The sequence below is a fragment of the Pseudobutyrivibrio xylanivorans genome (genome assembly GCF_008935055.1).
GTDB lineage: Bacteria > Bacillota > Clostridia > Lachnospirales > Lachnospiraceae > Pseudobutyrivibrio > Pseudobutyrivibrio xylanivorans_A.
Map to the genome: position 1 here is coordinate 480252 of NZ_CP043028.1, position 25812 is coordinate 506063.

Below are 25812 nucleotides of genomic sequence, written 5' to 3' on the forward strand. Positions count from 1 at the left end.
TCAGGATTTCTCATGTACTTCTTAGTAAGCTTGTCTCTACATCCCATGGTATAACTCTTTCTATAGTATAGCGAATATTACTTTTGGACTATACGATAATGATGGTCCTACGCTATATCTAAACTATCTAAACTAGTAATAGTAATAGTTTACCATAGTTTTATCGAACATTTAATCGATATCCGTTCGAGTCTCCGTTCACTAAAGATAAAAATATCTCATCACTAAATTATAATTTTAGGAAATCCTATCCATTAAAATCAACTTACATAATTCTGCAAATTCAGATTTATAATAATTATGCTCATAATGATTTGGACCAAGCAATTTATTCTCTTTATCTCCTAAATAATTGTAAGTTCCCATATTAAGCACTTTACAATTAGGATTCAAGGCTTTGTAATAATCATTCATTTTCATCCATAATCCTTCTCGAGCCTTTAGATTACTTAAATCAATCTTATCTTTTAACGAATCTATCTCTTTATAATCTGCTATATTATTATTACTATCTTTGAATTTTGTTATAAATGCCCCCTCTACAAGTATAATATTTTTAGAAAAACCAAGTTTTTCCAATCTTTCGTTTAGAACATCACAATGTTGAGTCCATATTTGCCAATAATCAGCATTTCTATAATCCAATTTTTCATAATTACGTTGAATTATTTCTTCATACAAGTCCGATAGTTGCATATCTGGTGACAATGCTACGCCTTGTCCTATATAACAATCATCATTTATTCTTCTTACTCCAGCTACAGCGTCTGCGTAAAAATCAATCAATAGATATTCAGCCTTACTCTCCTTTAAATACTCAAATGTTTGCTTATCCATTTCTCGATTTACATTCGTAAGATTTCTTTCACTAGCCTGCTTTTTAAAAGCATTTGATATATTTTGATCGCATTTATCTGATGTTGCTGAAATTGCTGAGAACCAAAAATACGAATCACAAACATCAATTATACTTCGCCAATTATCATTGTAGAAGTTCTGAAACATATTTCTTGTATAGCAACTTCCCCATGTTGCAACCTTTATTTTTTTTAAAGCATCATTTTGCCTGTGCTCTATTGATGTACTACTATTTGTTCTTACATAACAAGCCAATGTTCCTTGAATTGTTTTATACCACTTTCTTTCGCAATCCGATGTATGAATTTTATACTCAACAAAGTCTTCTACCATTAAAGGCAATACTATAGAATAGTTATAGTTTTTATGATGATATTCTACATAACAATCTAATGTATAGTTGTCTTGTGAATAATCCCAATATTTATTTTTGTTCAATAAAACTATCCATTCATCACCATGTCTAATAATATCTTTTCGATTTTTAGGCCCCACATTACTATCTGTACAATACCTCTTACCCATCAAAAAATAAGTTGGTACATAGTTCTCGTCCTTTGGAAGTCCCGCAATTACCAATTTGTCAGTTTCGGGACCTTCGGAAAATGATATTCTTGAATAAACATTATTATCCATAGGAGCTTGTAAGGAAATATATATTGTATTTCTCGACAAACTAAATTTCAAATAATCAATAACCTCATCTCTACTGTTATCTGTCACATTGTATGTTTCATTTCCGATTACTACAGTTAATTCAATACCAGAAACATTTTCAGTGAAGCAAAGCATGTCTAGTCCAATACCCAAATATTTATCGTTAACAATAGCCTCGATTTGGTCAAACGCCACAATTTGAGTCCAGGTTCTTGGAGACTTATTATTATCTACATCCAGATACTTCAATTGAAACTGTACAATTCCTTCGGGTATCCCTTCAATTTCAAACCAAAGAATATCATCTTTTATGCTTTTATTTTTTATTACACATTCTTTATTAGTCATTAGATACTAACTCCAAATCAATTATGCTCTCCCTAAAAGAATATTTTTATACAAATTCATTTTTCCAGGAAATCTTTTTATTGTCGCTCCAAAGCCACTTCTTTTTACCGATACTATAAAATCTACTGGCTTTCTTATTGGAAATGTAATCATTCTCCCCAATTTATACGACTTTGAACCAATCACATCATTATACTTACATAAATACTTATCCTGCTCATAGTTCTCGATTATTTCATTTGAAAAACTTGTGTTGTTTGCAGATAAAGTATTAATTCTTTTTTCCATAGCATCAATTCTTGCTTGAGCATCAACAAGACATTTATTTAGGGCATTTATCGAATCATCATATCTCTTATTGCTGCTAGATTCTTTATTAACATTTATTAATCTATTCAAGAAAAGATTATAGAAATTGCTCTCCGCTGCATATTTCCAAAAATAATCTGAAAGATACTTATTTACATTACTCCAAGGCTTAACTTCACCTGTGTAATGTATTAAGTATGGATTCTTTTCATATTCATAGAAATTTGCCATATCTTCATCATTCAGATGAAGTTCTAAATTCTTACTTTCCTGCAAATGTCTATAGTGCCATGTAAAGTTCCATCTTGGGTCCAAATAATAAATTCTATCAACACTCATCATGTTTATTAAATCCTGATCTGGATATCTAAAATCCTGTCTCTTTGCTAATAACTTAAATGATTCATCTGTATAATGTTCTTTTCTACACTGGTCACAGTTAAATAAGATAACTCCTGAATTAATATACTTATCTGTATCTAATCCTAAAGAAAGAATTATATATTTTTTCATCTTATCGTGCATTAGATTTCTAACTGCACCAATTAAATTATCTCCTAAATCAACATCATATAATTCAGATACATCATGAACTGCAACAATATCACAATCAAGATAGAGAACTTTATCGTACTGCTTGAAAATTTCAGGAATCATGATTCTGTAGTACATCTCAATAGAGAAATATGCTGAAGAATACATTCCATCTTTACAGAATTCCTGAACATTTACACACTCTGTTTTATAGTTTTCTCCACAAATATCTTCTAGTCTTAAAATTGTTGTAGCTGGCAATTCTGTATACAATACATAAAATCTATACTCTCGATCCTTTGATGCATTCTTCATAATTGAAGTAATTGTAACTGCGATATAAGGAGCATATTTAGCATTTGCAGAAAATACTATTGGAATAATATCGTTTCCTTTCTTCACTGCTCTTTTATTTACATTGACTCTTTTGGCGCTCATTTTCTTATATTACCTCCCTAATGGCTTCTCTAATAGCATTACTTACACGTAAGCAGTTATTAGTATCTCTATATCCAAAGAAATCATCCACTCGTCTTTGGTATTCTTTTTCAACGTCGCAATCGTTCTTTATATAATTAACAATTGACTTCATAGCTGTCTTTTCATCATAAACTACTGGACCAAAACCATCTCGTTTATAATCAAAATAACCTTCTTGATAAGTATGAGTTTTATAAAACTTTTCCTCATCAAACTGACAGTAAATTACAGGTTTATTTAAATATGCAACATCATACGAAACAGAAGAATAATCTGTTACTAATATAGCAGCTTCTGATATTACTCTGTTGTAAGTCCAGTTCTCATCAGCAATTTCTATGCAATCGTTTGCATCAAAGAATGAATCTGTAGATTTCATAACATTATGTTGCATCAATAATAATTTATAACCATATTTTCTACATGTTTTTAATAATTCTTCATCTGACAATAACTTCGAATAGAACTGGAAATAGTCACATTCAGTGAAGTTGTCCTTTATAGACTGCTTTCCGCTACTATCCTTCTCAACACAATACTTTCTCCATGTAGGTAATATAGCTATGTATTTTGATTCTCTTTTTTCAAGATAATCAAATCTTGGGAAACCTAAAAGCTTAACCATTCCTTCGTCAAAGCCGTAATTTGCAATATTACGTGTTTCTTCATACTCAGGAACACCAGCTGCTACAAATAATCTTATATTCTGATAATATTTTGAATAATTTGCAGACATATCATTTTTAGTAATTCCATGCTGTAAGAATATAAAAGGTTTTTTAGATACAATATCTCTAAAGAGCTTTTCCTCAACAGGCCACATTACTCCGTCTGTCTGTGAGCCAATCAACACATCACTTATTACAAATAAACATTTGTGTTTCATACTTCCTGTAGCCACTACATTGCTACCATACAAAGCTCTAAGTCTTTCGTAATCATCACAATTTTCATTGATAATAAAGTAATACTCTTCTGAAGCTTTTTTATTTCCAATTAAAAATCTAAATAACGCTTCTCCGTTATCACCCGCTGCATCAGGTCTATCCCAAATTAGCCAAACTTGCTTTTGTTTTTTATGAGAATGATAATAATCTCTTAAATACTGATTATTAAAACTCATATTCTTTTTATAAGCCGATTCGCACTCATAAATCTTTTCACCAGTTGCTTTTGCTATCATCAACTTAGCAACATTACATTTAAGAAGCCAATTATTCTTTGTATAATACTGTTCTGCGAACTGCATTGATACTGGGAAAAATCTTGAATACATGTATCTTGTACATTCAATCTGCTCATCTCCAATAAACATGTAACATGTAATTTCTCCATCATCACTTAATGGAATTTCAGCATCAAAGAATATTCTCTCTGAAATGACTGCAGTATCAAACAATACCTCTGGCTTTTTATTATGTCTTAAGCGAACATCATAAAACTCATCACGATATTTAAGCTTAATAGAAAAGTCTTCTGGAACAAATGGAACGAACAGTGTAGCTTCAATCAGCAATTTAGATTTATCTATTGCGCCAAACATATATTCAACTATAGGTGAATACTTTATCTTTATATTCTCCATTGTATTTGAATAATATAAAACATTATCTTGTGTTATATATTTACTCTCACAACCCTGTCCCTGTCTCAATACAAATAATTTTTGTTCTAAAGATAACTTCTTATCATTTTTCAATACATCTCTACTGATGTAAGAAACGCAGTATAGAGCCATCTCTCTATACTCCTCTAGGTCATCACCAAATTCAGTTACAAGATTATTAATGTTATATCTATTAGCAATAAAATCCTTGAAAAGATTGAGTAACATGTGCTGTACATTTTTTGATACACTACCATTCTTTGCAAGGCCAAAGTTAATCATACGTAAGTATACATTTTGCAATACAGCTTTTGATGGAATAGGATTTCTTTTTGCAAAATCTGTCGCGAAAACAGCTTCTGATAGATTCGTTCCAATAGTCTGCAATTTATTTTCCTGCAGAATTGTATAATATACATTCTGCATAAATGCAATTGTAGGAGATGCGTCCTCAAACAAAGATATATTGTAAAATTTTCTAGGAATCCAAACTGAATCATAATAATCAATCATAGTATTTGGCTGTTTGGAAATATCGATAATTCTACCATTATCATAATATTCTTTTGTTAAAAAATGAGTGTCATTGGTATTGTAATATGGTAATACAAACACACGCATTGAGTTTCTAATATACTGATATGTATTAGCAAAATACATAGGCGTAAATCTATCACCAGCACGACAATAGCTAAGCCACTCTCCCTTATTTGCATAGGCAAGGAAGTCTTTCCATAAATATACTCTAACTCGTTCATTATTTATGTTTATGCTCGATAAATCGTCAACTCCCTTTATAAACAACTGAACATAAGTATTGTCTTCCAATACTTGATCATTGATGCTTTCAATAGTCTCCTCTAATTCATTCGACTTTTCATCTAAGTCCATCACTACCGAACAAATACACCTAATTACTTCACTCATATCATTTTCTCCGCTAATTATTGTTTTTTTTATTTCTGAAGCCACAACTTTTCTTGTAGCTTTTTTTCTATACACTTTATTGACTTTTTTTCCATCTCTTTTGATACTTCTTTGATTAAGAATGTATTCAGCCATCAATCTAGACAATCCATCAATATCTTCATTTGCAATAATATTTTTTGAATTGTTTTCAACTAGGTATTTAGCTCCTGTGTTTTCCGTGACTATTATAGGTTTTCCTAACATTGCACCTTCTAAAGCAACTAGAGAACAAGACTCATCTCGTGAAGGTACCAGAAACACATCTATAGTTTGGTAAAAATCATATAAAGCTTTTAGTTCTTTTAGTCCATCTAAGAAATAGATGTTCTCACAAACATATTGTAATAATTCTGAATAATAACACTCTGACCAACTTGGAATGTCACCCAGAATATACAACTCTGCTCTGAATCGTAATTCCTGTGGCAATAATGAAAATGCTTTAATTGCAATATCTTGTCCTTTTCTACGTTCCACTGTACCAGAAACTAGAAATTTTATTTTTGTAGCACGAGTTTTTTTTCGAATCTTTTTTATAGGCTCAATATAATTATGAATTATATCAACATTATCTATATCATATCTGTGCTTTAGATAATCTCTTACATATTCACTTACACATACAAGATTATTTACTTTTTGTATTTTTTCCTCATCAATATTACAGTCTTTACAAAGTTGTGGAATATTGCTGCCTTCCATTAAATACAAAAAGGTTTTTATATAATCCTGTACTCTCAAAGCAAAATCGATGCAAAAAAGCGTATACACAATTACACAATCATACTGTTTAATTATTGATTTAAAATCTTTGGCATACAGAAACTGTTCATCTATCTCGCGAACCCCAATTCCAAGGTTTTTAAATTCATCCGAGAATGGTCCAGTATTATAAGTCCATACATCGATATCATATACATCTGAAACAGCGATTGCCAAATTCATGGACGCGTGTGGCGTTCCAGAATACGTCATATCATATGTTACAAGTAATAGTTTCTTTTTATTCGCTTTCATTACAGTTTTCCTATAATGCGATTTCTATTCTTTTCAAACAACCAGCTACCAAATAGCATTAGTCCAAATGCCCAAATTAGCAATTTTAACCAAGCAGTCCAATGAGAAGCCTGACTATATAACAACGCATCTCTCGTTAAATAAATTGATAAAAAAATAGGATTATACGATAAGACTTGTTGGAACTGTATTGGCATATGATCTAGAGGCAAAAATACTCCAGATACATAAAATAACAGCATTATAAATATAGAATATAAATAATCAACATCTGCAAAAAAAACGTATGCAACTGCTAATATTTTCCCCATTCCACAAATAGTCATAATCATTAATAAGAAAATAGGGATTAGAATAACAACTCGCCATGACAGTTTCACATGGAAATATATTATTATTGGAATGTATGCAATAAACGAATATAAAACTTCTTTCCATGCCGAAAAAATCTTCTCACAAATAAAAATATCTGGTGAAACTTTAGCTCTAACTATTAAGTTTTTATTACTAACCAAACATCGCATGGCGCCTTTAGATGCGGAATTATAAAAATTGTAGATAATAATACCTACAAAAACAAAAGCAGGGAACTTATCGATATCATGCGTAATTATATTTTGATAGTACAAAGACAAAACTATCATGTAGATAAAAGGATTAAAAATATTCCAGAAAAAACCGAGATTAGTTTCTGCTGTCTTTTTAACGCTATCTTTATAACTTATCTGTCTTATAATAAAAAAATTCTGCCTTACTTTATTAATATTCTCTCTCATAGCTTATATTTTCTGTATTATCTCGTTTTCTTTTAACTTCAATGTCAATATACCGGCAACCAATGCCGCTGCAGACCAGCAAACCATCTTAATCATCTCTTGAAAATCATATGTCCCATATATAACGCATTGTCTTGATAAGTCTGCAAAAATAAAAATAGGATTATTTCTTGTAAAACCTATTAGATACTCTGGATATCTTTCAATAGGCATGTAGATAGCCATCATGTGAACTAGCGCAACTATGAGATTATGCCAAAGAAATTTTATATCTTTATAGAATACATACACTGTTGCAAGGATTAATGAAATCCCAATTGTAAAGACAAGTTCTGAAATAACCGTTATTGGTAATAATAGTATTGTCCAACTAATACGAACCTGAAATACTATCAATACTACAAACAAAGCAATAAGTGAAAAACCAAGATTAACAAAAGCTGTGTAGTCTCGCGATAATACAAATAATTCACGAGGCAGCTTTGTCTTTTGCAATAAAGACTTATTGTCTTCTAGAGCTGTCATTGCTGTTGTTGTCGCCGTATTAAATAAAGTCCATATTGTATATCCCGTTATAAAATATAGTGGATACATAGACTTATTAGTAGAATATCCACTAAATACAAAACTCATGACAAACATAAAAAGCAATGGATTCAATACCGACCACAGTATCCCCAGCACACTTCGCGAGTACTTTCTCTTTATCTCCCTGGCAGTGAGTTCTCGAATAACGAAAACATATTGCTTTAAACCATATTCCATGTTAAGACACCTCACTGATCTTCTTTGGAGCGTTATCGCTTGAATCGACCTCGTTCATATGCTGATATGCCTTGCATACTACCTCAGGCTTGCCAACCATTCTAAGCTTACCCTTTTCAATCCAAACAACCTTTGAGCAATTGTCTCTGATAGTACCCATACCATGGCTAACCATAAGTACTGTACTACCTCCGTGAATCATTTCCTTAACTCGCTTTAAGCTCTTCTTTCTAAAGAACTCATCACCAACTGAAAGTACCTCATCAAGAATAAGGATTTCTGCGGCATCACCAGCCGTAGCTATAGCAAATCCAAGACGGCTAACCATACCACTTGAATAGTTTTTAACCTTTTCATCCATGAAATCCTCAAGCTCTGCAAACTTAACAATTTCATCGTAGTGCTCGTCTAAAAATGCTTTCGAATAACCAATGATGGCTCCGTTCAAATAAACATTCTCGCGGCCTGTAAGCTCCATATCAAAACCAGTTCCTAATGTAAGAAGCTGGACCTTTTTTCTATCAACCTCAACCTTTCCAGATGTAGGACGAAGAGCTCCAGATACAATCTTGAGGATAGTTGACTTACCAGAACCATTAGTACCGATGATTCCAACGACCTCTCCCTTAGAAACATCAAAGCTGACATCATCCAATGCACAGAATTCTCTGTAAGAAATATTTCGCTTTAACAACTGGATGAAATAATCCTTGATACCAGATGTACTCTGTGTCGCAACCTTAAATTTCATAGTCACATTCTTTACAGAAATTACTGTATCTGACTCATCCAAGTCTTCAATCTCAAAACTGTTTGTATTGTTAACTCTATCGCGAGCAGCACTACGGTTGCCCGCTGCCTTCTCAGCCTTGTCTTCCTGTAAGGTATTCCAGATTTCAAAACCGATAAGTGTCAAAATAATTCCTGCTGCGGCGCATAAAACACCGAGAATAATTGGCACATATCCAACTGTTGCTTCCACTACCTTCAAAATACTACCTGTTAATTTCATTTCGTCTTGACTTTCACTTTCTTTTTCTTCAACACTACTCTGAGCTTCGACAACCTCTGTCTCAGGTAAAACTTCCTCTTCGGTCTCGTCTATTGGTGTTTCTTCTACCTCTAGCTCTTCTTCTAACTCCCCAACGGTATCTTCACCTTCGATGAATACATCAACGCTAGTCAGGTTCTCAATAGGTTTTCTATTGGAACCATCTGCGTCGCAGGTGTAACCGTCAACTACTGTAATATATGCATTTCCACCTGAAAGTGTTTCAAATGAAAGCATGTATTTTCTTCTGGAAGATAATCCACTTCCCTCAAGTACGATAACTCCATCTTCCTCAGAATTTCCACCCTTGATGTACTGCATTCTGTTCTTGTCGTACTTGAGCTCAATATGATAATCCTGATTACTATCTTCAGTAGTTATGTAAACTCCAATTGGAAATTTGGAATCTTCCTCTTCATTGTATTCACTTGATCCAAAGCTCACCTCGCTACCAGCAGCATAGGCATAATTTGAACAAAGTGATACGCAGCAAACCATTGTCAGTGCAGCGGCAAGGCCTCTAATATTATGTCTTCTCATTTCTTTCTCGCTCTCTTAACCAACGTTTTCTTTTACTATATTGCAAATAATATTTGTAGTGATTGTAGGACCATAAATGGCTTTTAATTCTGGACTGTGTCGCATAAAGCATTACCGAACCCTCAAACCATCCCGAAATATTCACTACATGTCTTTTTCCAAAAATCCTTTCCCTGAGTTCCAAGACAACTCTTCGCCAGAAATGATTGTCATCAAAATCCTTTTCTGTAAGCTTTGCAGCAAGCAGTGCATTATCGTAATCAATCACATCATCGGAGAAGTGCAGCTGACCAAATACCTCTGCCTCCTGACGAGTAGGCTTGGACATAAATCTAAATAATGCAGCCTCAATTTCCTTCTGAGAAGCTGGATTATTGATCAATCCACTTATTTCTTCAAAGCTATTATGCAAAGCAAATAGCTCATCCATATAATCGCTGATAATGCTCTCCAGCTGATTCATAAAATCAATCTGGCTCTGGGAAACCTCAGATAAAACTGGAACCATCTTATCTGACTCTCTTCTATATCTAACTGTCATGCCATGTGGTGCAGAAAAAATGCACTCAAACAGGCAATTGTTGAAAAGCACCTTATTCTTAAGGCCCGTCCGTGGACCAAATAAAAATGAATGATACTGTTGCTCATCAGCAGAAGCTGGAATCTCGTAAAGGCCATAATAATAACCCTCAACCGGCTCCTGCACGCCTAGGTGCTCACGGAACACATTCAGACTCTGCTGGATTGAACCAACCCAGCCGCTGTCCACAACAGCTATTTTTTCTTTTGCTCCAAATCCCATTTCATCAAGATATTTGAGAGCGTTTGTAAATTCATTTTCTGAGTGCTGGGCAAGTACCCTTATGAAATCTTCATCACTCTTTAAAAGATTACTTACTTCGCCAAGTCTGTGTCTTGGTATCTGCTCATCCTTCTGAACCTTTAGGTAAGCCGCAAGCCTATCCACAAACTGTGGCTTATCCTCTTCAGGAATGCCTGCACGATTTATCACAGTGGTAGGCGTAACATCCACACCGCCCAAGGTGATATATGATAAAGCCTGCTTTATATCTAAATGATAAAGTGGAACTCGTAGTGATAACCTAGAAACACACAGATACTTACACTGAATATTCAGATCAAACTTCTTAACATATTTTTCAGCGATTACGTAATATAGATACGCATCTCTAGCCAAGAAGAACAGAGTACTTATGCCCCTGTCCATTGCATCATTAAGCACATGTAACACAAAACTGTTCAGTGCTGGCGCAAAAATCTTCTTACCAGTATGAAAAATAATATCTTGCTCTTTTTTCACTAACATAACTCCTAAGCAGAGAATCCATTTCTGATTCCAAAAGCTATTCTATTTGGAACCATCCAAACCATAATAGGCTTCACTACATAATGGAGCTCTCGCCATGGGTTTAATCCCAATTTCTTAAAACCATTCCATCTGATGACAACTTCATCAAGCTGATCAGGTAATGTTCTGCGATTGTAGCTATCCTTTGTCTCGCGATATCCAAGGACATTTTCCTGAAGGTTGTATCCCTTCACTCCTGAAGCTACCAGATTCATAAACAATTGGTAGTCCTCTCCTCTGCGAGGCTTTTCCTCTAAACCATAAGGCTTATCCATGGACAATACGCTCTTTCGAAACATAATTGTTGGATGAGCATATGGCTGGTATTTCAGGAAGTCTCTTCTTGAAGGCTTCTTTGGATACTTGCGCAGACCATAAATCTGATCTGAATCATCCATCAGTAGTAAATTACCACCAACAAAACCATACTCTGGGTGATTCTCCAAAAACTTATACTCACACTCTAGTCTGAATGGAGCACTAATATCATCCGCATCCATTCTTGCCAGATATTTGCCCTTGGCAATCTCTACCATCTTGTTGAGGCCGTAGGCCAAACCATGATTCTTTTCCTCTCGGATGAAAACAATTCTTGAATCATTTTCTTTATATTCAGCAATGATGCTCTTAACATCATTGCTTGAACCATCATCAAATATAATTAGCTCAAAATCCCTAAAGGACTGATCTAGGATGGATTCAATGGCCTTTCGTAAATGCGATTCATCGCAATTATAGACCGGAAACAGTACACTTATTGAAGGCATCTTCATAGACCTTTCTCATCACTTTTTCTGATTCTGATTTTTCAAAAGAAGTGACTGACTTTCTTATTTTTTCTCTGTTGTATCTCTTGTGCTCACGCTTGTAGGAATACATCTGGGCAATGGCGTTGGCATAAGCATCCACAGTATCCTCTCGAACAAGAAGACCATTTTTCTCATGCTTGATATATTCTTTGGAGCCTCTGTTGCTTGATGCAATTACTGGGAGTCCAGTGAACATCGCTTCAAGAGGAGCCATTCCAAGCCCTTCCCTAATAGAAGGAAATACCATAACATCAGCAGCTCTTAAGAACTTCCTGATGTCTACTTCATATCCATAAAATCTGACGTTATTCTCTAAACCGTTTTGCTTAACGTACTTCTTTAACGCACATTCCTTACAGCCACTACCGATAATTCCATAAATAATGTTTTGACCATCAGGATTATTGTTTTGGAAATACTGAATAGTTTCGATAATCTTTTTCTGATTCTTGTTCTTTCTGATTTCTCCAACACTGATTACGAAGAAGTCCTCTTTCTTGATTCCAAGCTTTATACGTTCCTTGATCTTGTCCTCTTCGTCAGTCAGACAATAATATTCTGAATCAACTCCCTCACCAGGAATGCGATACACATAATCCGCACACATGGTCTTTGCAGCGCTCTCATCCTCGTGATTGATAGTGACAATTGCATTTGTATTCCTGCTTAGGAAATACTCAGCCATATAATAGATGCAATTGCGAATCTTCGAAGCGCCGCTGTAGAAATGAAATCCGTGGGCCGTATAAATAACGTAAACGTCCTTCAATCCCATGCAGGCAATTCTCGCAACCAAACCGCCAATCGGTGTGTGGCAATGAATGATATTTATTTTTTCTTTCTTTATATACTTTCGCAGAGCAATAATTGCTCGCGTATTAGCACTTATATCTGCTAATGATTGAGTGATTGGAATATCCTGATACTTAACACCCAATTCTTCCAGAGTGCTTTCACCTTCTTCATATACAACATTTTTGGAATTTGATGCATAGTGGACTTCCACATTCATCTTTTCCAACAACTCAACATTTTGTTTCTCGAACTTCGATAAAAAACCATATACCGACGAAACAATCAATGCTTTCACTTGCTTTTCTCCCATTTATATCTCGTCTAACACTTCCTGTATTCTCGCCTTTGCGTTATCAATGTCATCCTGATTTGGATCCATTACATATACGCTCTTTTTCAGTGAGTAGACGTTATTATACTCACCAGTCCCGCCAACGCTTATTTTTTCAATGTTCCACTCTCCTGGATTTGATAACTGAAATGAAACCAAATCAGCAATCTCTTCAGAAGATAAATCTGTGGCAAAGGTGCCATCACATTTTCTAAGAATCTCTCCGTAATTCTTTAAAATAGCCTTTGAAGTCAACTTCTGTACAACAGACTGAATAACGTTCATCTGGTTTACACCTCGCTGAACATCGCCTCTTGCAAAGGAATGTCTCTCGCGGACAAATGCCAATGCCTCCAAGCCGCTAAGCTCGTTATCACCCTTTTTGAAATGACCAATGTTTTCTACATCAAAAGCATAATCAGACCAAACTGTAATTCCGCCCATAGCATCAATCAAGCCCTCGAAGCCGCTGTAATTAAGCTTGAAGTAATGGTCCATCTTTATGCCATAAAGCATCTCCATTGTCGCCTCAGAAACCTCAATTCCGTATATTCCTGAGTGAGTAAGCTTGTCCTTAACTCCGTTGGAAATAGATAATGGAACATAATAGTCTCTAGGTGTTGACACAAGGAGGATGTGCTTTGTACCTGGATTAACAACCGCAATAATATTTACATCTGAACGGCTTGTCACTGAAATGTGCCCCCAGGTATCCTTGCCACTGATATAAACAACAAATGGCTTCTCTGATGAAATAACATTTGAAGCTTCAACCTTCTTGGAAACCTTAATCTCGTTAACTAAACGAAGGTTATCCTTCTCCTCAAGCATCTCCACATAAGATGTATTCAAGACAGCTCCGGCACATTCCTCATTAATTAGGCCTTCAACAGATGACATTGGACTATCGTAGGTACTTGTAATGATTGAATATTTGTCCAGCTTCTTAGCAAGCTTCTTGTCAGAAATATCTTCAGAAACTCCAACTATTTCATTTTCCAGATCCGCAATAGACTCAGCCTCAGAATCCTTTAAAACATAAACGCCGTAGCTTGTTATCTCCGTAGTCTGGTTTGCAATAGTTTTCAGTGCTTCCTCACTGTCTAAATAGAAATAAATTCCTTCTATATTTCCTACGATTGAAAGCACGATGAGCAATATTCCAAGTACTCTATATGCAGTCTTTTTATGGAGCAGGAAATAACCGCCCGCACCAAAAAGAAGCAGGATAAGTAAGACTATAACCACGCAATGTAAAACGGGAAGTATAGAGATACTCATCATGTGTCTAAGCAATACAACAAGTAAGGTTCCAATAGTAATTGCACACGCACACAAAAGAACCTTGAGTATAACCTGTTCTCTCTTATTATTTTTCATTGTTCTACCCTACTATTAAATTTTTATTTTTGTGTTGGAATGAAAAAACCGCATCACAAAAGATTGAGATATATCTTGATAGAAATATCCGCAGAAATGGATTAATTCTCCCTTTAAATCCAAACGTTAGGGATTATAACATACTGCCCAATATTTTAAAACCGGTATTGTTTAAAATGTACACCGGTGGCAAAAACGGATAGGTTATGGCAAGATTGAAACTGTGGCATAAAATGCCGCAATCACATACCATTTCTGACATTCTCAGCATATAACACTTTATGATTTCGCTAAATGTTCACGTAATCTTCGCATACAATAATTGACAAAGTGATATAATACCCCTAACAGTAGTATTTGTGGAGTGTAATAATTATGGGGAAAGAGCTTTACAGAGATTTAAAAAAATTGGCTTCGGCCTCTCCACTTCCGTGCGCTATTCTTTCAGTGGAGAAAACAAAAGACGGTAACTGTGGTGAAGTAAACTACTTTGCAATCAATGAACCATTCAAAAGAAGCTTCTATTGTTTACTTCAGCAAACAAACAATATAAACAGTATCAGTTACGAGCAATTCGACAGCTTCGTTGAAGGCAAGTCATACGCTTCCTTCCTTGCGAAGGAGCCAAAGTTCGAAGATATAGTGTTCAAGGCAGCTTGGCATGGGGAGCCAATCAGAACCTACGTTGACACTACTAGAGCTTACGGCAACTGGACTGAAATCATTCTCATGCCAATAAACTGCGAGCATGAGGACAATGTTTCCTATTGTCAGTTCATGTACACACTAAACAAAAGCATGGATCCTGACAAATTTGCCATGGTTTCACCTGAGATTTCAAGCTTCGTAATTAAGACCTGCCTTGAATTGAACGAGGATAGGGATTTTATAAAGAATCTTAATGATGTAGCCAGGGAAATCCGTGAATACACCAACTCCTTCGCTTGTAGCCTTATTTCTATAGACAGGGAGATGCAGACCTTCAAAATCGTCAGCGAAAGTGTGCTAAATGATATGTTTAGCATAAAAGAGATTTTTAAGGATTTGCCTTATGAAATTATCGAGTCTTGGGATGAATTGATGGAAGGCACAAACTCTATCATCATTAAGGATGAGAGTGATATGCACCATTACGAAGAGAAATCTCCGTTTTGGGCTTCAACTCTTCGACGCGACAACGTGAAGAGCCTATGCCTAGTGCCTCTCGTAAGACACAAAGAAACTATCGGATATTTGTACATTGCAAACTTCGACATTGCACGGACTTCACAGTACAAAGAAACCCTGGAGCTGATATCTGGATTCATATCCACCGAATTAGCCAGCTACCAGTCGACAAAAGCACCTTAAAATGCAATTGCCCACAGCATAACAAAAGCCTCTAGTTACGCCTACAAGCCTTAGGTCTCTCTGTTCGACTACATGTCTCACTGAGAGACCTAAGAGCTTGATGGCTACTAGAGGCTATTTTTATATACGCTCCTACGACAGGGGCTTCTTATTATTAAAGTGCAATTGCAGTTTCAAGTGCAAGCTTCATCATCTCTGTGAACGACTTCTGGCGCTCCTCAGCTGGAATTTCCTCTGATGTTACAAATGAATCAGAAATTGTAAGCATACAAGTTGCGTTCTTTCCAAGCATGTTTGCGTTGTTGAAAAGTGCAAAGCTTTCCATCTCTACGCAGTCGCAACCGCAACGCTCCTTAACAGCCTTCCAGCCACCCATCTCAGGTGCTGTGTAGAACTGATCTGAAGAATGAACCTTTGCAAGCTTAGCATCGATTCCAAGCTCCTTAGCCTTTGCAATAGCGATATCATTAATCTTCTTGCTAGGATAAAGTGTCTTTTCCTCTACACCATTTGTGAACTTAGCAAATGTGCTCTCAGAAAATGCGCTCTCAGAAATAACTACATCAAGTACGTTAAGATTCTCTGTGTAGCTTCCTGCAGAACCAATTCTAATAATATTCTCTACATCATAAAAAGCAAAAAGTTCATATGAATAAATACCGATTGAAGGCATACCCATTCCACTTGCCATAACTGACACTGGAACACCCTTATATGTTCCTGTAAAACCAAGACAATTGCGGACTGTGTTTACACACTTAACATCCTCCAAGAAATTGTCTGCCACGAACTTTGCGCGGAGAGGATCTCCTGGCATAAGAACGGTTTTAGCGAAATCTCCTTTATTCGCCTCATTATGTGGTGTTGCCATATTCACGACCTCCTTATTAAATATTAATTTATACTTTAATTTTAAGCTAGAAATTAATTCTAACTTATTAACATATTTATTTCAACGATTAATCGTTATCCACAATCTACTTATAATTATAGAAATAATGTGCATTAATGGTGGTTCCGGCTGTCCTATCCAAGAATCCTTCCTGTCCAGCAGCAACCTGCGAATCATGAAGCGCCTGAGCATAGGTATATGTACAGAAAAACAGTGCATCCGTATTGATATTTCCGGCGATAGCCTGAGCAGCCGCATACTGGCAGGCACTGTTAGGCCCCTCTGCAAGAATTAATGCTACGCGGCCTGATGTAACCGGTGCAAACTGACCTGATGCGTAAACAACCCCTGGAATTGTATTAGGGAACTTAGAGCTGGCCACTCTGTTCATAACTACAGAGCCAACAGCCAAGCGACCCGCATCGCCCTGATTTGCAGCCTCAGCCTGAATCAGCGCTGCTAAAATCAGAGTCTCTTCATCATTAGTGCTGTAGCCACCCTTGTATGCACCATGCTCACCTGCAAGCTTCTGCGCCAACGCAATCTGGGCATCCTGATACTGCTTAAGAATTCTCTTCTCGTATTCCTTCGCCTCAGAAAGCTGCTGTTCTAATACTGCAAGTGCCGCCTGGGTGTCCGCAATCTGTGAATTGGTTGTATTGAGGGCCGATGTAGCACTTCCCACCAATCCTCCAAGCTGACTTCTCTTTGAATTTAATGAATCCTGATAAGCATTAAGTTGTCGATTCTTTTCCTCAACCTCTTCTTTCTTTGCATTTAATTCTGCCTGAGTCTTTTCAAACCTAGCAATCTGACGCTGATCGTAGGATGTAATCTGAGACATGTACTCCAATCTCTGCAAAAACTCTGACATGGAGCCGCTCTCCAAAAAATTAACCAGGGTATTGGTAGACTTAGACTCGTACATGTATTTAATTCTAAGCTTCATAGCCTTTCGCTGAGTATCCAAAGAGGCCTGAATCTTATCAATTTCCTTATTCAAGGTCTCAATATCTGCCTCCACTGCAGCAATATTCTCCTCGGTCTCAGAAATCTCACCCGAAACTACAGAAATCTGATTATTCAAATTAGAAATCTGTCCCGATAAATCATTAGCCTGAGACTCCAGCTGATTTTTGGCATCCTCAGTTTCTTTCTGCTTATTTTTAATGTCGTCTACAGCCTTGGAAGCATTCTGAGATTCCTCTTTGAGCCTATCAACTTCAGATTGTGAAGCCTGGGCTGAACCGCACACTGAAAGTGATAAAAGAATCACCGCCAAAAATGTGCAAAGCTTCCTTTTCATCCTTTCCCCCATTTAAATCCTACCTGTCCTACCTATTAGATCTGCTGATAGCTTCAACAGCAACTGCGCCGCCGCGCACAATTTGAACCTTCTTGAATCTTGATTTAAGAAGGGCTATCAACTCATTATTTTTATTTTCTGTGAGGGTACATTCAAAGAGAACTGTATCCCCACCAATATCGCAAATCTTTACGCTACCACCTCTGTCAAAAACCTCAGCAATTTGAAAAGCCTCAGTCTTTCCAACAGAATCAAGGCCATGAACTGTGGCGTAAAGTATCTCCTTCATGTGAATTGGAATTGTGGTTAAATCAATAACCTTAATTACCTCTACCATGGCATTAAGCTGCTTTTTAATCTGCTCAAAGGTCACATCGTCAGCCTTTACAGAAATGGTCATTCTCGAAACATCTTCCTGTTCGGTGGTACCAACTGTGAGAGTCTGAAGATTGTAGGACTTTGCTGAAAAAAGTCCAGACACCTTCGCCAATACACCAACCTGATTTTCTACATATAAAGCAATCCATCTGTTTTTCATCTTGTCCATGTCATCCACCTCATGCTATTTCAAAATCATGTCGCCAAGCGGTGTACCGCTCTTTACCATTGGAAGTACCAAATCATCTGGTGAAACTATAAAGTCAATTAAAGTAATGCCTTTATTTTTCTTGGCCTCCTTCAGGGCAGGAACAACGCCATCCGCATCGGTAACCCTAATTGCCTTACACTGATATCCCTCTGCCCATTTTAGGAAGTCTGGATAATAGCTTCCATCCTCGGCAGATAAATCGGTGATTTCGTATCTTTTTCCATAGAATAGCTGCTGCATCTGACGAACCATACCAAGGGTCGAATTATTAAACAAGCATATAACAACACTTACACCAATCGTCATTGCGGTGGCCATTTCCTGCATATTCATTTGGAAACCGCCATCTCCTGTAACCAGTACCACATCCTTCTTTGGATTGCCAATCGATGCGCCAATGGCAGCAGGGAAACCGAATCCCATGGTACCAAGACCACCTGAAGTAATGAACTCCTGACCTTCATTCAATTTTATAAATTGGGTTGCCCACATCTGATGCTGACCAACATCGGTAACGATATTTGCCTTTGGGAACACTTCGTTGATTCCCTCACAAATTGTCTGAGGGCAAACGCCGACCTTTGATTTTGGCATTGTCAAAGGATGTTCTTTCTCCCAGGCTTTCAACTCACAAAGCCACTTTTTTGTATCCATCGCCTCCGCGTATTCGCAAAGACGCTCAAGAGCGATTTTTGCATCAGCCGTAACCGGAACATCAACAACTACATTTCTTGAGATAGATGCAGAAGCAATATCCACATGAACAATCTGAGCCTTTGGTGCGAATTCATCAAGCTCGCCTGTAATTCTATCATTGAATCTGGTGCCGATTGAGAAAAGTACATCGCACTCAGTAACTGCCTTATTGGCAGCAAATCTTCCATGCATACCACAGTTACCAATGTAAAGCGGACTATCCTCTGGCATAACACCCTTACCCATAATAGTTGTGGTAACTGGGATGTTCATCTTTGTGGCAAATTCAAGAAGATTCTTCTGAGCGCCAGCAATTCGAACACCGCCACCAGCCAATATCAATGGGCGCTTAGCGTTTTTCAGTAAACGATAGGCCTTCTTAAGCTGACCAATATGTACATTTTCATTTGGATGATAACCACGAATATCAACGTGGTCTGGGTACTCCGGCGAACCAGAGGTAACCTGAATATCTTTTGGAATATCAATAAGAACTGGGCCAGGCTTTCCTGTAGAAGCCACCTGAAAGCCCATCTTGATGAGCTTGCCCATATCTTCACGATTGCGAACAGTAACTCCAAACTTTGTGATAGAGCGCGTCATGCCCACAATATCAACCTCCTGGAAAGCATCATTTCCAATGAGATGAAGCGGAACCTGACCAGTAAAAATCACCATTGGAATGCTGTCATAATAAGCGTCAGCAATACCGGTGATTGTATTAGTAGCACCAGGGCCCGAGGTCACTAGGACGACGGCGGTCTTTCCGGTAGCTCGAGCGTAGCCCTCTGCCTCATGTACCAGTGCCTGCTCATGACGGCCCAGTACCACTCGAATACCTTCAGTCTTGTAGAGCTCGTCTACAATATCCGTAATCATACCTCCAGGGTACGCAAAGATAGTGTCTACTCCCTCTTCCTTCAACGCCTTAACAAATAACTTTCGTCCAGTGATGTTCAATGCCATTTTGATGTCCTCGTCTAAATGCTAGTTAACCAGTTACTATTTAATGTACGTTCTGAAATAAAATTCTATATCATAATATGTCTGCTCTTCAGATTCGTCCGCAAGCTTCCACTCAGGCTTTTCATCCAGATTAGGGAAGTAGGTATCTGCATCATAAGCGTAATCCACATAGGTTACAAATGCTACACGGCACTCATCGAGCATCATTCTGTAAATACTTTCTCCTCCGATGATGAAGATGTCGTCAGAGTTATATTTCTTTAATTCCTCGTCCAACTCCTCCTTTGAGTGAACAACGATTGCATCCTTTACCTGGTAGTTTTTATTTCGTGTGATAACAATATTAGTTCTATTTTTTAATGGTCTACAATTTGGAAAGCTCTCAAGAGTTTTTCGTCCCATAACAATCACTTTTCCAGTAGTTGTTTCTCGGAAAAACTTCATGTCATCAGGCAAAGTTGAAAGCAACTTATTGTCTTTTCCAATAGCCCAATTTTTATCTACTCTTACAATTATATTCATCTCATTCTCCTCTAGACTGCTATAGGTATGTTACGTATCTGTTCGCCGGCTTCATAGCCTTCCACGATGAGATCATCAGTTGTGAAGTCGTAGAAGTTCTTAACCTCAGGGTTGAGGCGTACCTTAGGTGCTGGAAGCTCTGGTCTGCTGAGCAGTTCCTTGATAGCATCAACATGACGATCATAGATATGAGCATCTGCGATAACATGAACAAGCTGCCCTGGGATCATGTCGTTAACCTGTGCAACCATCATAAGTAGGATTGCATACTGGCAAACGTTCCAGTTATTTGCAGCAAGAATATCCTGTGAGCGCTGGTTAAGCACCATATTTAGAACAAGCTTGTCTGAATTCTTGTCCTTTGTAACATTATAAGTTGCTGAATAGCAGCATGGATCCAAATGTCCTGTTGCTAAATCGTGGAACTGGTAAAGGTTAGTCATGATTCGACGTGAATATGGTGTCTCCTTTAACTGCTTTAACACATAGTCCATCTGGTCAATCATCTCGCCTTTGAATTCAAACTTCTCGCCAACAACGTACCCGTATGCAGTTCCAATAGAACCATTTTCATCAGCCCACTCATCCCATACATGTGGCTTAAGGTCATGAATATTGTTTGATTTACGCTGATATATCCAAAGCACCTCGTCCATGCAGGATTTAAGAGCTGTCTTTCTGAGGGTAAGAGCTGGAAACTCCTCTCTCAAATCGTATTTATTAACCACGCCAAACTGCTTGATAGTGTAAGCCTTTTCACCTGTATCCTGCCAGGTTGGACGGACAATTTCATCCTTTGTATCAGTGCCATTTTCTAAAATATCGCGGCACATTTCTTTAAAAATAACGTCAGCTTTGCTCATCGTAATCTCCCTTCGATACTACATTGGAGCTAGAGTTCACCTAGCTTATATACTTACTGTAAATTCTACCAAACATGCCCCGATTTGAACACCCTTTTGTCTTGAAAAAGCCGCCTGTTTGCGTTACTATATTTTTTAGTTATGTAATTAAAATTAAGTCATCTTCGGAAAATCTAAGGCTTAATGTTTAGGAGAAGAAATGAGTCAACAAAAGGTAGATCAGAAAAAATTAGACAAGAAAAATCGCAGATCCACATTAAGAAAGAAAAAGATTGAAGAAATCGTTAGTCTTGCTATCGTTTCAATCATCGGACTTGCTATTGTGGCATGGGTTGGTTTCTCAGTTTACTCAAAGGTTCAGGATGCTGCCGCTGAGAATACTTCATACGAGTATTTCGACGTCGATACAGCAGCTATTCAGGATTATCTTTCATCATTAAATTAATATTTTAGTACTATTAGGCATCTGTTCGCATATCACGGACAGATGTCCTTTTTTGTCTTAAAATTCACAGTTAAAACACAGTTTCTACACACTTTCCCACACCAGGGTGTTATAATTGATTTCAGAAAAGCAAAAAGCTTTCTATTATATGATTTTTTATTGGACTTTTTGAGGAGGGATCTGTGATGTTTGATTGTAGTTTTTTCCAGGACCTTAAGGCCGACGGTATTAAAAAAGAATTGGTAGAAAGTATTCTCCAGCTTATATCAGAGCGTGAGGACAGAGTCCATGAGCAGGCTGCTTCCTGGGGTGTTTTTCTCACACCAAACACCTTTAATAGATAATTAAATAACAAAGGCCTTGGAAGTACATCGTTTCGACGAATTTCCAAGGCCTTATTTAGACTATCCTATATTAAATCTAGCCAGCGCCTTCTCCCAGCATTCATCTGGGACAATATACCATGGCTCCTGATAATCATTGATTCGCATAGCTTCATTAAGAACTGTGCCCTGAGAAAACTCACCTGTCTTCAACAAATGAATCACCGAACGACACCAATATGGAGCATACTCCATCAACTTTGAAGCTCTGATTTCATCCTCAATAGCGGCCACGTCGATTGGTATGGTTATGAATGTAGTTTTCCATTCCTTACCTTCCGACTCAATAAGCATGTACTGCGCACTCCCCTTAATATTCAGCGGCACACCTACGGCACCTGGATTGACGACAAGCTTCGTGTCATCCTTTATCACCTGCTGTACGTGAGTATGACCGCAAAAGACATACTTTTCTGAATAGCAGGCAATTGTCACTTCCGTTTCAAAAACACCTGGCAAAAGCTTTTGCTTATTGCTTTCTGCCGCACCGTGGCAAATAAGGACCGGCTCCATGCCTTCAATCTCAATTCGCTTTGAAATAGGCATAGACTCAAAGAACTCCAAATCCTCGTCGGTGACATTCTCATAACTATACTTTATGGCACCAACCGTTTTGTTGCCTCGTTTCCATTCGCACTCTGAGTTATACTTCCCATCAAGAAGATAATCCTCCTTATTTCCACGAATGAAAACACAATCATACTCTTCCCTTAACTGGTACAAAAGTTCAAGTGTACGTTGCGGGTTAGGGAATTCCCCAACGTAATCTCCCAAAAACCAGAAGCCCTCAACCCCACTTGCTTTTGCATGTTTCACGCACGCTGATAGTGCATGATAGTTTCCGTGAATATCCGACATTACAGCTATTCGCATAACCGACCTCCCGACTCAGTTTCTACTCCCCCACAGTTGAAACTGTTTTGATTATACTCGAAGTTTTTAATTTATGCAACACTAATACTAATTTGAGTATTTTAGTTTCCATGATTTTTCAAATAAAAAATAAAGGCATTTCACAAAAGCGAAATGCCCCATAATTCCTATTCTTTTTCAGCTAATAAAAGCGCAAGTACATGCATTGCCTGTGGAAAATCTCCAGACTGAATCATCTCATCCATCTCCTGCCTCGAATATAGATGAACGTTTAGAAATTCTGTATCATCAAGATTCTGACCTGCCACCTTTTTACAATTCTTCGCCACAAAAATATTAGCATAATTATCTGCCATAGTAGCGTTTGATGGGATTTTTAGAAGAAATTTCCATTCATCAGATTCATATCCCGTCTCCTCAAGAAGCTCTCGCTTCGCTGCATCCAAAGTTGCCTCAACCTGTGCTTTTGTATTACAGCTACCGTACTCCTTACCATCAAGTCTTTCTATTCCACCTGCGCAAAATTCTGCCGTCACTCTTTCTATTCCTTGACGGTATTGCTTGACACAGATAAACTTTCCAGCTTCATCTGTTGCAACAATCACCACGTAATCTCTTCGGCTATAACTATAATACGGGCCAAAAATAGTCCCATCCGGGAGTTTATATTCACATTTTCTAAAGTCAATATATTCATCCTCTACGATATGTTCGCAGGACTTTAACTCCCACACTAATTCATCATCTGAATGCATCTTATGTCCCTCCATCTCGCCAGATTATATCTTTATATATAAAATTCCTATTAGCATTCCTTCTATTCTGCTGTTCCAACAGATACAGATGAAGATGAAGAAGAATTTTCTCTATCCTTGACCATATGCTGCAAAGTAATGAGTATAGCCACGACTTCCTTTTCCACATCTGGATTATAAATATCTACGCACCATTTATCGTGCAAGGATATCATCTTTTGAGCAATTACAGCGATAATGTCATCATTTTTATCATATAACTCAAAATTTAGCCCTAAAATATTACCCCTAAGCTGCCATCCAAGTCCCTCAATATTTGTAACATCCTTAACCAGATGAAAAATTTCATTTGAAAACTCAAAGTTTTTCCCATCCGCCATTTCAATAATATGTCTCTCATGAAGGGTGAATATTTTCTTCTCGATATGTGCCACCTGACTTCCATTAGCATCAGTTATATCAGTCTTATCATGCAATGAAGGAAATTTCGTCCTGGCACTGTAAACTACATTGTCATTGCTATCAACTATATCTATTTCATGGTGAACTGTCACAACCTTAGAAACTGTAAATAACGAACGCACAGGTGTACCATAGCGTTCCACATTATTTACATTGGCCTCTTCGCCAGCTTCTCTAAATCGATTTAACTTTGAAAAAACTCCCATAGTGTATCCTCCTCGCAATATATGATGTACCACCAATTTCATCTTTTTAAATTATACAACGAAAAAAGGCAGTATCGCAAATACGATACTGCCTTTTTTGCATTAAAAGAGCGCGAGACCTCGAATATTGGGCGTGTTCGAAAACACTAGTAAAAAGGAGGTTTGCAGGACTGTCAAAATCTGTTGTACCCCCTTTTAATTATTATGGAAAATGTACCAATAAAAATACTATAAATATGCGTTTGTTCGATTGAGGATAAAGAACATTTGTGCTATATTTATCAGTGCAGTTTATCTGCAGAAAGTACCCATGACAGGGTGGTAGTCTCCCGAGCCTATATGGTGGTCTGAGCAATCAGTCACTAACGGAAGGGAGGTGGCGTCAGTGAGCGATTATGAAATCCTTATGATAGTGTTGCTAATTGTAGCATTGCCTCATACGGCTTGTAGTTCTCTCCTTGCGTTGCTTAACTTTCTCGACAAGAGAAATAAAAAGCGCAAATAAAAATGCCTCTCCTGTCTGACCCACAGAAGAGGCTGTGCTCATAATGAGCATGTAAGTTCTAAAACTCGTGGAGCATCCACTTTGGAGTGGGTGCTTTCTTTATTTATAATATAACATCATTTAGTGTCGAATTCAATTGGAATAAAATATTGGCAGCGTAAATTTGTACTCGGAAATCACAGAAAAGACTATCCCTGTGTTTTTGTGACAAGAATTAGATTTGTGATTATCTTACTATTTTTCTATTCTAAAAGGAAGCCCTGCTCCGCAGCCCTCTGATTTTGGTTTAAAAGCCGTACTTTTTTGTACGACAATTAATCCTTCGTTTGCTTGTTGATATTTTATCTGCCTTGAAATGGGTGTCAAGGACTTCAGCCTTCGGTGCGTAGCATCCTTGACTCCCAT

Annotated in this window: 22 protein-coding genes; 3 read left to right on the top strand and 19 right to left on the bottom strand. The window is 37.2% G+C overall.

The features are described 5' to 3' along the window. Window positions 1–237: 237 nt before the first annotated feature. Genes FXF36_RS02175 through FXF36_RS02220 form a run of 10 tightly spaced genes read right to left on the bottom strand, consistent with a single transcriptional unit; the run spans window position 238 to window position 14594 of the window. The gene (locus FXF36_RS02175; protein ID WP_151622256.1) at window positions 238–1863 is read right to left on the bottom strand and encodes a DUF6270 domain-containing protein; all 1626 of its coding nucleotides are present in this window, start codon (window positions 1861–1863) and stop codon (window positions 238–240) included. 21 nt (window positions 1864–1884) lie between these two features. Further along, window positions 1885–3144, bottom strand: a complete 1260-nt coding sequence (locus FXF36_RS02180; RefSeq protein ID WP_151622257.1) for a glycosyltransferase family 8 protein — start codon at window positions 3142–3144, stop codon at window positions 1885–1887. Window positions 3145–3148: 4 nt separating this feature from the next. Beyond that, entirely contained in the window at window positions 3149–6778 is a 3630-nt protein-coding gene (locus FXF36_RS02185; RefSeq protein WP_151622258.1) for a CDP-glycerol glycerophosphotransferase family protein, read from the bottom strand. Then, entirely contained in the window at window positions 6778–7554 is a 777-nt protein-coding gene (locus FXF36_RS02190; RefSeq protein WP_151622259.1) for an ABC transporter permease, read from the bottom strand. Before FXF36_RS02190 ends, FXF36_RS02185 begins: the two co-directional genes overlap by 1 nt. Window positions 7555–7557: 3 nt before the next feature. Beyond that, the gene (locus FXF36_RS02195) at window positions 7558–8319 is read right to left on the bottom strand and encodes an ABC transporter permease (protein WP_151622260.1); all 762 of its coding nucleotides are present in this window, start codon (window positions 8317–8319) and stop codon (window positions 7558–7560) included. Window position 8320: 1 nt separating this feature from the next. Then, complete coding sequence (locus FXF36_RS16795) at window positions 8321–9910, bottom strand: ABC transporter ATP-binding protein (RefSeq protein ID WP_317617418.1); 1590 nt, start codon at window positions 9908–9910, stop codon at window positions 8321–8323. Next, complete coding sequence (locus FXF36_RS02205) at window positions 9897–11231, bottom strand: hypothetical protein (RefSeq protein WP_151622261.1); 1335 nt, start codon at window positions 11229–11231, stop codon at window positions 9897–9899. The genes FXF36_RS16795 and FXF36_RS02205 overlap by 14 nt, the downstream gene beginning before the upstream one ends. Before the next feature lie 11 nt (window positions 11232–11242). Then, complete coding sequence (locus FXF36_RS02210; RefSeq protein ID WP_151622262.1) at window positions 11243–12052, bottom strand: glycosyltransferase; 810 nt, start codon at window positions 12050–12052, stop codon at window positions 11243–11245. Beyond that, a complete protein-coding gene (locus FXF36_RS02215; protein WP_167511255.1) occupies window positions 12012–13178 on the bottom strand; it encodes a glycosyltransferase in 1167 nt (388 codons plus the stop codon). The genes FXF36_RS02210 and FXF36_RS02215 overlap by 41 nt, the downstream gene beginning before the upstream one ends. A gap of 15 nt (window positions 13179–13193) precedes the next feature. Next, the gene (locus FXF36_RS02220) at window positions 13194–14594 is read right to left on the bottom strand and encodes an LCP family protein (RefSeq protein ID WP_151622264.1); all 1401 of its coding nucleotides are present in this window, start codon (window positions 14592–14594) and stop codon (window positions 13194–13196) included. Between the two features lie 375 nt (window positions 14595–14969). Between FXF36_RS02220 and FXF36_RS02225 the strand changes: the two genes are divergently transcribed. Continuing rightward, the gene (locus FXF36_RS02225; protein WP_151622265.1) at window positions 14970–15944 is read left to right on the top strand and encodes a GAF domain-containing protein; all 975 of its coding nucleotides are present in this window, start codon (window positions 14970–14972) and stop codon (window positions 15942–15944) included. 154 nt (window positions 15945–16098) lie between these two features. Here FXF36_RS02225 and deoD read toward each other — a convergent pair whose 3' ends face one another. From deoD to thyA, 6 genes are all read right to left on the bottom strand, one after another. Further along, a complete protein-coding gene (gene deoD / locus FXF36_RS02230) occupies window positions 16099–16815 on the bottom strand; it encodes a purine-nucleoside phosphorylase (protein ID WP_151622266.1) in 717 nt (238 codons plus the stop codon). Window positions 16816–16921: 106 nt separating this feature from the next. Beyond that, window positions 16922–18142: a cell wall hydrolase gene (locus FXF36_RS02235; protein ID WP_167511256.1), complete on the bottom strand. Its 1221-nt coding sequence runs from the start codon at window positions 18140–18142 to the stop codon at window positions 16922–16924. A 28-nt stretch (window positions 18143–18170) separates the two neighbouring features. Then, window positions 18171–18680 (bottom strand): acetolactate synthase small subunit, encoded by a 510-nt coding sequence (gene ilvN / locus FXF36_RS02240; protein WP_151625618.1) that lies wholly within the window; start codon window positions 18678–18680, stop codon window positions 18171–18173. Window positions 18681–18704: 24 nt separating this feature from the next. After that, a complete protein-coding gene (ilvB, locus tag FXF36_RS02245; protein ID WP_243143563.1) occupies window positions 18705–20393 on the bottom strand; it encodes a biosynthetic-type acetolactate synthase large subunit in 1689 nt (562 codons plus the stop codon). Window positions 20394–20429: 36 nt separating this feature from the next. Next, window positions 20430–20915 (bottom strand): dihydrofolate reductase, encoded by a 486-nt coding sequence (locus FXF36_RS02250; protein WP_151622268.1) that lies wholly within the window; start codon window positions 20913–20915, stop codon window positions 20430–20432. 11 nt (window positions 20916–20926) lie between these two features. Further along, window positions 20927–21778, bottom strand: coding sequence for a thymidylate synthase (gene thyA / locus FXF36_RS02255; protein WP_151622269.1), 852 nt, complete (start codon window positions 21776–21778; stop codon window positions 20927–20929). Window positions 21779–21977: 199 nt separating this feature from the next. Here thyA and FXF36_RS02260 point away from each other — a divergent pair, with 199 nt between their 5' ends. Both FXF36_RS02260 and FXF36_RS16200 read left to right on the top strand, forming a co-directional pair. Next, a complete protein-coding gene (locus tag FXF36_RS02260) occupies window positions 21978–22223 on the top strand; it encodes a hypothetical protein (RefSeq protein ID WP_151622270.1) in 246 nt (81 codons plus the stop codon). 185 nt (window positions 22224–22408) lie between these two features. Beyond that, window positions 22409–22567, top strand: a complete 159-nt coding sequence (locus FXF36_RS16200; protein ID WP_167511257.1) for a hypothetical protein — start codon at window positions 22409–22411, stop codon at window positions 22565–22567. Between the two features lie 60 nt (window positions 22568–22627). On the opposite strand, the gene FXF36_RS02265 is transcribed toward FXF36_RS16200, so the two are convergent. The 3 genes from FXF36_RS02265 to FXF36_RS02275 all read right to left on the bottom strand — a co-directional run bounded on the left by FXF36_RS02265 (window position 22628) and on the right by FXF36_RS02275 (window position 24902). Continuing rightward, window positions 22628–23479, bottom strand: coding sequence for a metallophosphoesterase family protein (locus FXF36_RS02265; RefSeq protein WP_151622271.1), 852 nt, complete (start codon window positions 23477–23479; stop codon window positions 22628–22630). A 167-nt stretch (window positions 23480–23646) separates the two neighbouring features. After that, window positions 23647–24234: an NUDIX hydrolase gene (locus FXF36_RS02270; protein ID WP_151622272.1), complete on the bottom strand. Its 588-nt coding sequence runs from the start codon at window positions 24232–24234 to the stop codon at window positions 23647–23649. 62 nt (window positions 24235–24296) lie between these two features. Continuing rightward, window positions 24297–24902: an LURP-one-related family protein gene (locus tag FXF36_RS02275; RefSeq protein WP_167511258.1), complete on the bottom strand. Its 606-nt coding sequence runs from the start codon at window positions 24900–24902 to the stop codon at window positions 24297–24299. Between the last annotated feature and the right edge of the window lie 910 nt (window positions 24903–25812).